This window comes from Streptomyces sp. x-19 (assembly GCF_046549115.1).
GTDB lineage: Bacteria > Actinomycetota > Actinomycetes > Streptomycetales > Streptomycetaceae > Streptomyces > Streptomyces albulus_C.
In genome coordinates, this window is sequence record NZ_JAJPWK010000015.1 from 36,796 (window position 1) to 50,111 (window position 13,316).

A 13,316-nucleotide genomic window follows, 5' to 3' on the forward strand; every position below is an offset into this window, starting at 1 on the left:
GGCCAGCCGGCCGGCGCCAGGGCCTGGGGCAGGGTCGCGGACCGCTACCAGGACGCCTTCGTCGGCCACGGGGCCATCCCTCTCGGATCGTGGTCGCGGAAGTGGGAGGAGCGTACGGCGTGCCGTTCCCGCGCGGCATCCGCTGCTCCCGTTGAGTGGGAGCCAGTCGCCGGGCGGGGCCGCGGCCGCACGATTCGGACTTGCCCGCGCGCCGTTTCCCGGTCACTGGGAGCTGGGCCGTGTGCCGCTCGCTGCGGCCCCCTACGCTCCTGCCTCATTCCGCGAGGCGAGGGGAGAACGACATGAGACCGTACGCAGCAGCGGAGATCGGCACCTGGGACCACACTGCGGACGTGGTGATCGCCGGGTACGGAGTGGCCGGCGCCGCGGCCGCCGTGGAGGCCGCACGGGCCGGCGCCGATGTCCTGGTACTGGAACGGGCCGGCGGCTGGGGCGGGGCCGCGGCCCTGGCCGGCGGCTTCATCTACCTCGGCGGGGGCACCGGGCTCCAGCGCGCCTGCGGGTTCGACGACTCGCCGGAGGAGATGGCCACGTTTCTCACGGCAGCGATGGGACCGGGGGCCGACGCCGCGAAGATCTCCGCGTACAGCGAGGGCAGCGTCGCGCACTTCGACTGGTTGGTCGAGTGCGGCGTGCCCTTCAAGCCCGTCTTCTACGGCGAGCCCGCCTGGGAACCGGCCGGCGACGAGGGCCTGATGTATTCCGGCGGCGAGAACGCCCACCCGTTCGCCGAACTCGTCCGGCCCGCGCCGCGCGGCCACCTGCCGCAGATGGAGAACAAGCGCACCGGCGAGCGCGGCGGCGGCTACATGCTCATGAAGCCGCTGGTGGAGACCGCCGAGCGACTCGGCGTCAAGGCCCATTACGGCATGCGGATCGAGGGGTTGGTGACCGAGCGGGACGGCACGGTGTGCGGCGTGGTCGCCCGGAGTTACGGGGAGCGGGTCACCGTACGGGCCCGGCGCGGGGTCGTGCTCGCGACCGGCAGCTTCACCTACAACGAGGAGATGCTGGCGGCTCACGCCCCGCTGCTCCTGGACCGTCCGGGCTCGGCGGTCGAGGAGCACGACGGTCTCGCCGTGCGGCTGGCCCAGGCGCTGGGCGCGGGGATCGCGCACATGGACGCCTGCGAGGTCGCCCTGCACATGGACCCGCAGTACCTGATCCGCGGGATCATGGTCAACGGTCGGGGGCAGCGATTCATCAATGAGGACACCTATCCCGGACGGATCGGTCAGGCCGCCCTGTTCCAACAGGCCAACCAGACGTTCCTCGTCCTCGACGAGGAGGGTTTCGAGGAAGCCCGCCGGGTCTCGTCCGCGCCGGAGATGCTTCGGCTGCGACCGTCGTGGGTGTGCGAGACAGCGGCCGAACTGGCCACCGAGATGGGGCTGCCAGCCGGCGCCCTGGAGGCGACGCTGGAGGTGTACAACCGGCACGCCGCGGAGGGCCGCGACCCTCTGCTGCACAAGGCCGCCCGCTGGCTGCGGCCCCTGCGCGGCCCGCTGGGCGCCGTGGACCTGCGGGGCATGACGTCGGGCTTCGCCCTCGGCGGACTGACCACCGGCGCGGACGCCGAAGTGCTGCATGTGGACGGCGAGCCGATCCCCGGGCTGTTCGCGGCGGGCCGGGCTACCGCAGGCATCGCCGCCTGGGGTTACGCGAGCGGCGCGTCGCTCGGTGACGGCAGCTTCTTCGGCCGCAGGGCGGGCCGGCGTGCGGCGTTGAACCGCTGACCGCGGGTGTGGGTGGCCGTGGGTCACGGGTCGCAGGTCACGGCCCGCCCACACCGCGGGCTTCCGTTGCCGGACAGGTCGCCGCCATACGCCCGTTCGCTGCTCCAGGATGTGTGCGGCGCGCTCGTCCAGGACCTCAAGCCGGGCCCCGGACGACAGCCTCCGCAACCACGGGCCGGCCGCCGGCACCCAGACAACCGAACAGCAGCAGCGTCCAGTTCCGCGCGACGGCCAGACGGCGGCGCCTGGCCGGCAGGTATCGGGTGACGAGTGATGGCAGACCCGACGGGCAACGACGGCACGGCGATGCCGAGCGTCACGGCGACGGCAACGGCTCGCCCGACGATCGGCGAGTTCCCGGCGAACCGTTCGGCCCCGATGAGGTCCGGTTTCCGGCCGGTGGCCAGCAGCGCGGAGTCGACACACGTCGCACGACGGCAGTCCAAGAGCCAGCCAGCTCGCACCCGATCGGATTGGCGAGGCTGCTCCGCCTACCGTTGCCTCCGGACGTTGGCGCCGCGCCGCCCGCCTACTGCGTAGGTCGAGCGGCCTTCTGCGCGTATCAGCACGGGCGCTCGTATTCGACTTGGTCGAGGGGATTCCCATCGCCAAAGTCGTGGGTGCGTGCGGTGCCGCACTCGGTGAAGCCGCACTTGGTGTAGAAGCGACGGGATTGTGGGGTGTCGCGCAGTGTCCACAGGTGTACCTGGGTGAACCCGACGTTGCGCAGGTGGTGCAGTGTCTCGGTCATCAGCGTGGTGGCGATGCCGCTGCCCCAGCTGTCGGGGTGACTGAAGAAGGTGAAAATCTCGGCAAGTCCCGGCCGGGTCGTGGAGGGGCCGGAGACGGACATTGCCAGCGGCTGGCTGTCGTGTTCGGCCAGCAGGATCGTCCGTGGTCCCTGTGCGAGCCTTTCGTGCCATCGTGTACGTCTGCTCTGGACCGCACGTGCGGCGAACTCCGGGGCAAAGAAGGGGGCATAAGCCGCCTCCCAGGCCGTGGCGTGGATCTCGCCGAGGATGTCCCCGTCGTTCTGGCAGGCGCGACGAATCGTGAACATCCCATCAATCTATCCACAAGGCGCGAGGCCGGGTAGACGTGCATGGCGGCGAGGAACGCCCGGGTGTACAGGTGTTGTGCCGACTGCCTGTGGTGTTCGATGTGGTCGTGGACGATCCGGCTGTCGGCGGCGGCGCGTTTGCGCCAGTCCAGGACCTGCTCGCGGGTCAGGTCCTTGCGGAACAGCTGCTGGTCGTCCTCGACGTCGTCGAGCTCCATCTGCTCCGCAGCCGGGGCGGGGCGGTGACCGGGCGGAGGACGCAAACAGGTCGCGAACCTGGTCGCCGTGCTGCGGCCCGCATTGCCGAGGCTGGTCGAGCCGGACGAGCGGGGTGGTGCGATGTCGCCGCCACAAGTCGTTCGTCGGTGCCGGCCGGTAACGCCTACGATCGATCATCCACACGATCGGCACCACGCGCGATCGACATCGATGTCTGAGGGACGATGAGTACGTCGCACGAACCCGTCTTCCGCCTGCTGAGCGGCGAACCGCTCCGGAAGTCCCTGGACGCGGCGGATCCCCAGGCATGGGTGGATTTCGATCTCGCGGTGCGGTCACTGCCGTATGTGCGACGGGGGGCGCTGCGCTCGCTGACCGGGCTGCGCACTCATGCTCGTGGGGCGCTCAGCGAGTCGCAGCTGGCCGTCGCCCTGTGTCATCCCGACGGCCGGGTCCGCGAGGCCGCTCTGGAGTGGGCCCCGGCCGTCCCGGCCCTGCTGCCGCTGGTGGTGATCCGGTCTGCGGACTGGGTGGCCGCGGTGCGTGAGGAGGCGCGAGAGCTGCTGGCGGATCTGCTGCCCGGCGTGGCACGCCAGGCGATGGCGCCGTTCGCCGCTCTCGTGTTGCGCATGGCCCGTCGTCAGCACGGTGACTTCGCACCGGCACTGTTGAGGCAGAGCCTCGTGGAAGGGCCACCCGAAGCCCTCACTGCGCTGCTCACCGGTGGCGACCGTGCCGCGCGTCGTTTCGGCCATCGGATCGCCGTCGAAAGGCATCTGCTCGCTCCCCTCCAGCTGGCCCGGATCGCCGCATCCGATGACGATGTGGTCATCCAGGGCTTGTGCGCCGAGGCCGCGTTGGCGGCGGTGCGGGAGGGCGCACATGGCGAGGCGCTGGAACTCCTGCTCGGATCGCGGCAGCCGCAGGTCCGTGCCGCAGGCGTGACCGCGCTGCGGCGGACGGGGCGCTTCGCACAGGCCGAGCCGTTCCTCTCCGACCGGGCCGGCATCGTACGGGCCTGCGCACGCTGGGTCCTGCGGCAGAACGGCATCGATCCGCTGCCGCTCTACCGTGCCCTGTGCGCGGATCCGACGGACGAAGACCTCCCGCCCGGTGCCACGCTGGGCCTGGCCGAGTGCGGCACCCGCGGGGACGCGGAGCTGCTGTGGCCGCTGATCGGCCATCCCGTCGCCGCGGTGCGTGCCCGCGCCGTCGCGGGCCTGCGGGTGCTGGACCTGACCGATGCGGCGCGGCTACGTCCGTTGGTGGACGACCCCGCACCGGCCGTAGCCCGCGAGGTGACTGGCGCCCTGATACCGGACGCCGACCAGCTGGCCCCGCAATGGTTGGAGACGAGACTGGCGCCGGAGCGGCCCGCACACACCCGTACCGCGGCCTTTCGACTGCTGTGTGCCCAGGGCGGAACCGTCGAACTACGGTCCGCGCTCATGCTGTTGACCGACCGGAACCCGAAGCTGCGCTTCCGTGCCGAACAAGCCGTACGTCGCTGGACGCCGTCACCGACCACAGCGCTCGGCGACCAGGAACTGGCCACACTCATCGACCGCCATGCACCCGCGCTCGGCCGCCAGACGGCACTGCTCCTGCGCCGAGGACTGGGCATCCCCAGTTGATACCACCAAGCCGCCGAACCGCCAAGGTGAGGCCGCGAGGGTTGATCCATTTCTGCGATCCCCCTTGCTGTGCTGGTCTTGGCCTTCATCGCCGGCACCAGGACGGTGCCGTGCGGGCAGTGCTAGCATGCCCGCGTGATCATCGAGGTCGACAGACTGTAGCCGCTTCGAAGGCGGCGTTCCCGGGTGCATGTTCACCATGTGTGGTGAGCGTGTCGTACCGCGCGTCTTGACGCGGGGCCGCTTGCGTGTGTGCTGTCGTCCTCCCTCTGGACCGTGAGTGTGGTCACCGGTCCTCTCGTGGAAACCGTTCCCTTCCATTCCTTCCGCACCGTTTGCGCTGATCCTTTTCGTGCCGGGTGCGGAGCAACGAAGGGCGCGCGCGGGTAGCGGCGGCATCGCGCTGGGCGGGACCGGGTCAGCGGCGCGCCGCGCGATATCGGTCTCCTCATGGAATATGACGGACTGTCACTTCGCGTGGTGCCGTGGGGTGTCGCTGTCGGCCTTCGAACCTGTTGTTCTCCGTGCGGGTCAGCCCCGGTCGGCTTCGGCTGCCGGAGGTGACCGTGCCTGCCCGCCCGCTGCGGTACGCCACGCGTCCCCAAGGGGCCGGCGTTGGCCCCGCAGCCGGCCGCTTCCCCCATCACGCTTTGATCATGAGGAGAGACACCAGTGCCGCACACCACGATTCCCGACTTCCCCCTCGACCGCGCCCCCGGTTGCCCTTTCGACCCGCCGCCGCACTTCGCCGCGTTACGCGCGCAGGCCCCGCTCGTCCGGGTACGGATCTGGGACGGACAGACGCCCTGGCTCGTCACCCGTCACGAGGACCAGCGCGCCGTGCTGGCCGACCCGCGCTTCAGCGCCGACCCGAGCAGGCCCGGATTTCCCGCACCGACCGAGGGCTTCAAAGCCCAGGGCCGCGAGGAGGTGCAGGCCCTGAGCATGCAGGACGATCCGGAGCATGCACGTCAACGCCGCATGCTCATCGGACGCTTCACGGTCAAACAGGTCACCGCGATGACTCCGCGACTGGTGCAGATCATCGACGACTTGTTGGACCGGATGGAGGCCGCCGGGCCGCCGACCGACCTGGTCGCAGCCTTCGCGCTGCCCATGCCCTCCCTGGTCATCAGCAAACTGCTCGGCGTCCCCCGGCAGGACCATGCCCTCTTCCAGCGCGCGGCCGGCACGATGATCTCCCGGGAGAGCACCGTGCAGGAGTTCACCGCCGCCCGCACCGAACTCGCCGACTTCCTCGGCGACTTGATCCGGCGCAAGGACGACGATCCGGGTGCCGACCTGCTCAGCTCCCTGGTCGTCACCCGCATGCGCACCGGCGAACTCACTCCCGCGCTCCTCGTCGAGACCGCGATGACGCTGCTGGTCGCGGGGCACGAGACCACCACCAACCAGCTCGCCCTCGGGACACTGGTGCTGCTGCGCAACCCCGACCAGCTCGCCGTCGTCCGGGACGGCGACGATCCCGCCCGGGTGGCGTCGGCCGTCGAAGAGCTGCTGCGCTACCTGTCCATCACCCAGAACGGGCTGTCCCGGGTCGCCACGGAAGACGTCGAGATCGCAGGCCAGCTCATCCGCGCGGGCGAGGGTGTGATCGTGCCGAACGCCTCAGGCAACCGCGACGCGGCCGCCTTCCGCGACCCCGATCGGTTCGACATCGGCAGGCCGGACGTACGCGGACACCTCGCGTTCGGCTACGGCACCCACCAGTGCCTGGGACAGAACCTGGCCCGCAAGGAACTCCAACTCGCCTACCCGGCCCTGTTGCGCCGCTTCCCCGGGCTGCGCACCACGCTCCCGGACGAGGACATCCGCTTCAAACACGACATGATCGCCTACGGCGTGCACGAGCTGCCCGTCACCTGGTGACTGGAACTCCCCGCCGCCGGAGCGTTCCTGCAACCTGTGCGCCCCTGGCCGCCTGCATGCTCCTCACCGGCCCCGCTCGGCTCGGCTGCCCGCACACCCGGAACGTTCCGACGCACGGCCCGTCCCCGTCCAGAGAGAGGAATCCATGAACACCCGTCCCCTGCCGGACAACGCCCCACAACAGAACCCCACAACTCCCCCACGGATCGACGGCCCAACACCTCCGACCGATCCGGCCGCCTCCACCGCTCCCGAGACCCCCGCGACTACCGAGGCATCCGCGGCCCCGGCGAATCAGCCGGATCAGGAAGACCGGCCCGCTCCCGTGGCGTTCGACCCGGAAGCAGCAATCGTCCTGGACTGGCTGGGCGACCTGCGCGGCGCCGAGCCGTCGTCGCCCGCGGACGTGCCGCGGTGGCGCGCGCACCTCACCGAGACCGCTCCCGATCCCACACTGGAGGAACTTCGCGGCGGCGGGAGCTTCGAGGTGGTGGAGCGTGCGGTACCGGGACCCGACGGAGCGCCGGACGTCCCGCTGCTGATCGCTCGCCCGGCGGGCCTGTCCGACGGCGCACCCGTCATCTACCACCTGCACGGCGGCGGCATGATCGGCGGGACCGGTCGCACCGGCATGGCCGGCATCCTGCGCGAGTGGGCCGCACCCCTCGGGCTCGTCGTGGTCTCCGCCGACTACCGCCTGGCTCCCGAGCACCCGTACCCGGCGGCCGTCGAGGACTGCTACGCAGGCCTGGTGTGGGTGGCACGGCACGCCGCCGAGATCGGCGGCACCCCGGAACGGATCGTGATGGCGGGCGGCAGCGCGGGCGGCGGGCTGACCGCGGCCGTCGCGCTCATGGCGCGCGATCGGGGCGGGCCACGCCTCGCCGGCCAGCTGGCCATGTGCCCCATGCTCGACGACCGCAACAACACCCCCTCCGCCCGGCAGATGGCCGGCCACGGCGTGTGGGACCGGCGCGCCAACGAAGTCGGCTGGACGTCGCTGCTCGGCGAGGCCCGCGGCACCGACCGGGTCCCGCCCTATGCGGCACCCGCCCGCGCCACCGACCTGTCCGGCCTGCCGCCGGCCTACATCGACGCCGGCGCAGCCGAGACCTACCGCGACGAGGGCATCGCCTACGCCACCCGCATCTGGCAGGTCGGAGGCGATGCCGAACTCCATATCTGGTCGGGCGGATTCCATGGCTTCGACCAGATCGCACCCGATACCGCCGTCGCCCGCGACGCCCGCCAGGCCCGCGTCCGCTGGCTACGCCGCATCCTCAACCGGTGAACCCACACCGCTCCCCCACGATCCGCTCCCCCACCGGCCTCGTGGGGTCTGGTGCTCGCCGGACGACCGATCATTTCGGAACGAGGTTCCGCGCTTCCACAGCGGGCTGCGAGCCGCGGTGCGTGTCGACGTCGTAGCCCCGGTCGGCGCACAGCCGCCGGGGCCTACGGCGGGGCGTCACTCCAGCCCCCGGATCGACGGGACCGCGTCCAGCAGGGGGCAGGGCCTCAGGGGGCAGGGCAGCCTGAGGCATGTTCCAGCGGTTCAGTACGGTTCGTAACCGTCGAGGAAGGCGCCGATGCGAGACAGAGAAATGCCCCGGTGGGTGCTCTGGGAGATTCGGGCACCCACCGGGCTCGGGGATGGGCTCCGCCCGAGAGACCGCATCCCTCTGGGAAGAGGGATCGCGGGGTCTGTTTACGGCTCTGCGTCGGCGAGCGGTTGCGCCCCAGCAGGCTCCGGCGCCGTGGCGGGCGGGGGTCGGCGGATGAGCGCGAAGCTGGCGACGGCGCCCAGAAGAGCTACGCACGCGCCGACGATGAAGGCAGTGCGCATGCCGGTGGCGAAGGCGTGGCCGGCTACCGCACGGAAGCCGGCGCGCACGGGGGCCGGCACAGCGTCCGCCGTGCCGTTGATGTTTCCTGTGGCCACTTCGATGGCCAGGGCGCTCAGGTTTTGGTGCAGGCCGTGGATCCGACTGGCCTGGGCGGTCAGGTCGAGGGAGACGGCTACGGCCATGACCGCGCCGATGCCTCCGAAGCCGACGTTCATGCCGACGATGCGCATGGTGGCGTTGATGCCGGAGGCCATACCGGACCGAGCAGCGGGCACGATGCTGATGGCCACGTTGCTCATCTCGCCGTTGATCAATCCTGTTCCCAGGCCGCTGACCAGTCCGCCGATCGCATAGTTGGTCCAGTCGCTGTCAAGTGGGGCGAGGGCCAGGAGAGTTGCTCCGGCTGCAACCAGGAGTTGGCCAATGACGAGTAGAGCGCGCGAAGAGATGCGGTTGGCGAGGCGTGCTCCCAGAGGGCCTGCGCCGAACAAGGGGATGGCGAAGGGCAGCATCGCCATTCCTGCCTGCAGAGGGCTGTAGCCGAGTACGCCTTGGAAGTAGAGCGGCGTGTAGAGGAACAGACCCCAGAAGGCGACGGACAACACCAGGGGAGCCAGACTGGCCCCGAGGAACGTGCGTTGGGTGAAAAGTCGCAGGTCGATCAGCGGGTAGGTCTGCCGCAGTTCCACGAGGACGAAGGCGATGGCGAGCACGGCCGCTGCGGCCACCGCAGCGATGATGGCGAAACTGGTCCAGCCGACCTGCGGCGCCATGACGATGGAGTAGACCGCCAACAGGACCGCTCCGCTGAAGAGCACCAGACCTTTGAGGTCCAGGCGGGTGGCCTGGGGGTCCTTGGACTCCCGAGTGCGCGTCAGTCCCAGGATGAGCATGGCGATGCCGCACGGCGCATTGAGCAGGAAGGCGCATCGCCAGCCACCCAGGTCCACGGCGAGTCCACCGATGAACGGTCCCAGGGATGCGCCCAGACCGGAGGCGACGCCGAAGACCGCGAAGGCATGGATACGGCGAGGTCCCGTGAACTCCTGGACGAGGAGGGCGAGCGAGGAGCTGAACATCCCTGCTGCACCGATACCTTGGGCGACCCGTCCGACGTTGAGCCAGAGCATGGCGGGGGCCAGGCCGGCGAGCAGGGACGCGGCACTGAAGAGGGCGAGTCCCGACAGAAAGACCCTCCGACGGCCGAAGAGGTCTGCCAGTCCGCCGCCGGCCATCAGCAGAGCGGCGAAGGCCATGGTGTAGCCGTTGATCACCCACTGTTGGTCGCTGAAGCTGACGGAGAAATCGCGATGGATGTCTCGCAGGGCGACCGAGGCGACCGTGTAGTCCAAGGGGAGCAGAAACGTCGTCACGCTGCTGACGATCAGTGTGCTGACCGCGTAGCTCATGCGCAGTTTCGGGGGCATGTAATTCCTAGTTCAGCTTCAGGGTGCATTGGGGGTGCGCCCGCGGTGCGAGGTTTCTCAGTCCCTCATGCGGCGGAAGGCTCCCCGGTGAAGGCCGCCGTCTCTGTCCGGCCCGTGCCAGATCTGACAGGAGAGCCCAGAGACATGAGATCCGGTTAACCGTTCGCCCATTCTGGTCAGCTCTTGACTTTTGTTGTGCAGACGCCCGCGGTTACCAAGCAGGGACCCTTGGCTGGGGACGGCTTCGATTTCACGGTATGGCGTCATGCGATTCTGGAGTGGCATGACCTCCTTTCTCGCCCTCGTCTTTGCCTATTCGCGTGGACGGGAGTGGAGATCATGCGGTCAAAGTCGCTGACCGTGGTGATGTCCGGTGCGTCGGCGCGAAGATCTGGGTGTCGCCGGGGTGGAGGTTCCACAGCTGCATGAGGGCGTAGGAGCGCCAGGGGCGCCAGTGTTCGGCGCGGCGCATCGTCGGAGCCAGGCCGGTCGGCTGGCCCAGGCTCTGCAGCGCCCGGCCGGTCGCCGGTGCCTGGGTGAGGAAGACGTCGGGGTCTTTGAGGGCTCGCATGACGAGGTAGGCGGCTCCGTCTCCGCTCAGGCCGGCCTTCATCAGCTGGCGCTCGGTCTCCGCACGGTCATGGCCGTCGCTCGGTGTCAGGTCTCCCGTGGCCAGGTCGGTGGCGATGCGGCGCAGGAGTTCGGCTGCCTCGTCTGGGAGTAGGTCGGTCGTCGGTGCCTCGGCCAGGGTTTGGGCAGTGGGGAACAGGTGGGTGACCAGTCCGATCGGGATCGGCAGGGGTCGGCCGAAGCGACGTGCCAGTGCTGCCAGGGCCATCGTGGCCTGAGGCGCGGGCATGGTTTGCCGAAGGGCAGTGCACAGGAGCAGTTCCTCGGGATCCGCCGCGCCGGGAACGCGCAGGCCAGGGTTGGCAGCGGCCAAGGGAGCCATCAGAGGTTCGCTGGTGAGGAGTTCCGTGACGGCCAGTGGGTCGGCGTCCAGGTCGAGCAATCGGCGACAGCGGTGGATGGCCGTGGCCAGATCCCGTATGTCCTCCAAGCGGAACTGTGCCGCGACGTAGCCGGGGTGCGGGGTGAGGGCGATCGCGCCCGCTCCGTGGGGTAGCCGCAGGCTCCTGCGGTAGGTGCCCGTGTCGACCTCTTCCATGCCTGGGATCGCTCGGACGGCGAAGAATCGTAGGAGAGCCGGTCCGTCGAAGGGCTCCCGGACCGAAAGACGCACCGTGATCGTTCCGGCGGCGTGACCGGCAGGCGAGGTGGCCATGTCCCGCAGGGCCGTGGGAGTACGGTCGAAGACGGATGCGATGGTGTCGTTGAACTGGCGCACGCTGGAGAAGCCCGCAGCCATCGCCACGTCGGTGATGCGCAGATCGGTCGTCTCCAGCAGGATGCGGGCGGTTTGGGCCCGCTGAGCGCGGGCGACGGCTTGTGGGCCGACTCCGACTTCGGCCGTGAGCAAACGGTGCAGGTGCCGTGTGGTGTAGCCGAGTTGGGCGGCCAGTCCGGCCACACCGTCGCGGTCGCAGACGCCGTCGGCGATCAGGCGCATGGCCCGGCCTACGACGTCGGCTCGCAGGTTCCATTCCGGCGATCCCGGGCTGGCGTCGGGGTTGCACCGCTTGCAGGCCCGGTAGCCGGCGTCCTGGGCGGCCGCCGCGCTTCGGTAGAAGCGGACGTTCTTGCGCATGGGGCAGCCAGGGCAACTCGGGCGGCAGTAGATGCCGGTGGTCACCACAGCGGAGTAGAACAGCCCGTCGAAACGGGTGTCCCGGCTCAGTGTGGCCCGCCAGCAGCGTTCGAAGTCAAGCACGCAAAAGACCTTTCCAGGAGGGAGGGAAAGGCGCTGGCAGCTATCGGACATCCAGGATGCTCTCCTCCTGGCGGGAGGCGAGCACGGCAGTCGATGCTGACGGTCAGGCAGCCAGACCGGGGGAAGGCGGAAGCGGGTGGCGGGCCGAACGGGTGGGGCGCCCCGAGGTGATTCCTCAGGAGCAGTTGCTCGGGGTCCAGGTGCCTTGGACCCAGGTGCAGGTGGCGTTCGGGAGTGCCGACTTGAAGAAAGCCTCGTACGCGTCGTACACCGAGCTGTCCTCCAGCTTCACGAATGCCTCGTCGCTGTAGCGCAGGGAGTTGAAGGTGTAGTTGTGACTGCCGGTCCAGAGGATCTTGCGGTCCTTCACCTTCGCCGAGCCGTCGTCGTAACCGCCCTTGACCAGGAGGAACTTGGAGTGGAAGGGCGTGGCGTCGTTCGCCGACTCGGGGAAGGTGTGCACGACCGGGCCGTTGTACGCGTTGAACGGGGCGGTGAGGGCCGCCTGGGTCTTGCGGGTCGAGCCGGTGGGACCCTCGGAGGCGTATCCCTTGGGGAGTTGGTGAAGCACCTCGACCCAGCAGCCCTCTTGGTCGAGGGACTGGAGCTTCTTGGCGATCTCGTAGCGGCTGAAGAGGTTCATGCCGACGCGTACGACGGTCCGGCCGTCCTCCGTGCCCCAGCCAGGCGTGTTGCCCTTGCAGACCACGCCGTTGAGGCGGTTGATCACGGCATCGGTGGTCGGCTCGGACGGCCAGTCGGGGTTCTGCGATGCCTCGGGGAAGAAGTACGCCTTGGCGTTCGCCGACTCGACCGTACGGTAGTAGTTGTTGTTCGCCTTCATCGCGGCGAGGTCGGAGTGGTACGACGCATAGCCGTCGTACAGACCGGGGTTCGCGTTGATCTGGGTAGCGCTGTTCCACGCGCCGTACCCGCCGACGGACGGCCGGGCGTCGAGATTCTCCGAGGACTGGAGGACGACGTCGGTGGTGCCGTCGGTGAGCTTGGAGAAGAGGAAGAACTTGTTGTGGTTGATCGAGTCGCCGTTCGTGGCGATCCCGATGCAGCCACGCTTGGCGGGGCAGGAGACGGCATAGGAGTTGGCCGAAGTCGAGCTGCCCAGATGGGACTTGAGGGCGGCGAAAGCCGCGTAGTGCGTGGAGCTCTGCCCCGAGATCGAGTCGACGACCACCTTGACGTGCACCCCGCGGTCGGCGGCGGCGTTCAGGGCGGCGGAGATGTCGGTGTCGTTGAAGATGTACATCGCCACGCGGATGTCGGCGCCGGGCGCGGTGCGGCCGATGAGGTCGAGCACGCGGTTCTTGATCCCGGCCGGCGCGGCCGGACTGCTGAACACGGCCGACGCACCGGTCGCGGCGGTCTGCGCGCCAGCCGGGGCCGCGGCGGCCCGCGCTCCGGATGCCGGTGGCAGGAGCGCCGCCGCGGCGCACAACGCGAGCGCGCCGGCCGCGCGGAGCCGCATGCGGCGCAGACGCGGGGCCGGGGATATGGGTAATGGCATGGAGTCCCTCCCTGAATCCAAAGTTCAGACAATATCGACAACGGCCCTATGGGCGGACGGACTTGACCGAGGTGTCTCCCTACGGGCGCGTCAATGGCGGCCGCTACGGCCGGAGCCCCGGGCGCCTGA

Annotated in this window: 9 protein-coding genes; 5 read left to right on the forward strand and 4 right to left on the reverse strand. The window is 69.6% G+C overall.

Annotated features, from left to right (window positions below; translation table 11 throughout):
- Positions 1–302: 302 nt before the first annotated feature.
- Complete coding sequence (locus ACLJT4_RS28025) at positions 303–1,757, forward strand: FAD-dependent oxidoreductase (protein WP_411126336.1); 1,455 nt, start codon at positions 303–305, stop codon at positions 1,755–1,757.
- 562 nt (positions 1,758–2,319) lie between these two features.
- Here the strand turns inward: ACLJT4_RS28025 and ACLJT4_RS28030 are convergent.
- The gene (locus ACLJT4_RS28030) at positions 2,320–2,817 is read right to left on the reverse strand and encodes a GNAT family N-acetyltransferase (RefSeq protein ID WP_411126338.1); all 498 of its coding nucleotides are present in this window, start codon (positions 2,815–2,817) and stop codon (positions 2,320–2,322) included.
- A 92-nt stretch (positions 2,818–2,909) separates the two neighbouring features.
- On the opposite strand from ACLJT4_RS28030, the gene ACLJT4_RS28035 reads away from it, so the two are divergent.
- The 4 genes from ACLJT4_RS28035 (at position 2,910) to ACLJT4_RS28050 (ending at position 7,851) form a co-directional block, all read left to right on the forward strand.
- The gene (locus ACLJT4_RS28035; protein ID WP_411126340.1) at positions 2,910–3,254 is read left to right on the forward strand and encodes a hypothetical protein; all 345 of its coding nucleotides are present in this window, start codon (positions 2,910–2,912) and stop codon (positions 3,252–3,254) included.
- A 6-nt stretch (positions 3,255–3,260) separates the two neighbouring features.
- Positions 3,261–4,670, forward strand: a complete 1,410-nt coding sequence (locus tag ACLJT4_RS28040; RefSeq protein WP_411126342.1) for a hypothetical protein — start codon at positions 3,261–3,263, stop codon at positions 4,668–4,670.
- 672 nt (positions 4,671–5,342) lie between these two features.
- A complete protein-coding gene (locus tag ACLJT4_RS28045) occupies positions 5,343–6,560 on the forward strand; it encodes a cytochrome P450 (RefSeq protein ID WP_411126344.1) in 1,218 nt (405 codons plus the stop codon).
- A gap of 325 nt (positions 6,561–6,885) precedes the next feature.
- A complete protein-coding gene (locus tag ACLJT4_RS28050; RefSeq protein ID WP_411126583.1) occupies positions 6,886–7,851 on the forward strand; it encodes an alpha/beta hydrolase in 966 nt (321 codons plus the stop codon).
- Between the two features lie 417 nt (positions 7,852–8,268).
- Here the strand turns inward: ACLJT4_RS28050 and ACLJT4_RS28055 are convergent, their stop codons facing one another.
- The 3 genes from ACLJT4_RS28055 to ACLJT4_RS28065 all read right to left on the reverse strand — a co-directional run bounded on the left by ACLJT4_RS28055 (position 8,269) and on the right by ACLJT4_RS28065 (position 13,187).
- Complete coding sequence (locus tag ACLJT4_RS28055) at positions 8,269–9,816, reverse strand: MFS transporter (protein ID WP_411126346.1); 1,548 nt, start codon at positions 9,814–9,816, stop codon at positions 8,269–8,271.
- Positions 9,817–10,171: 355 nt separating this feature from the next.
- Positions 10,172–11,665: a bifunctional transcriptional activator/DNA repair enzyme AdaA gene (locus ACLJT4_RS28060; RefSeq protein WP_411126348.1), complete on the reverse strand. Its 1,494-nt coding sequence runs from the start codon at positions 11,663–11,665 to the stop codon at positions 10,172–10,174.
- Between the two features lie 175 nt (positions 11,666–11,840).
- Positions 11,841–13,187 (reverse strand): phospholipase D-like domain-containing protein, encoded by a 1,347-nt coding sequence (locus tag ACLJT4_RS28065; RefSeq protein WP_411126350.1) that lies wholly within the window; start codon positions 13,185–13,187, stop codon positions 11,841–11,843.
- Positions 13,188–13,316 lie beyond the last annotated feature (129 nt).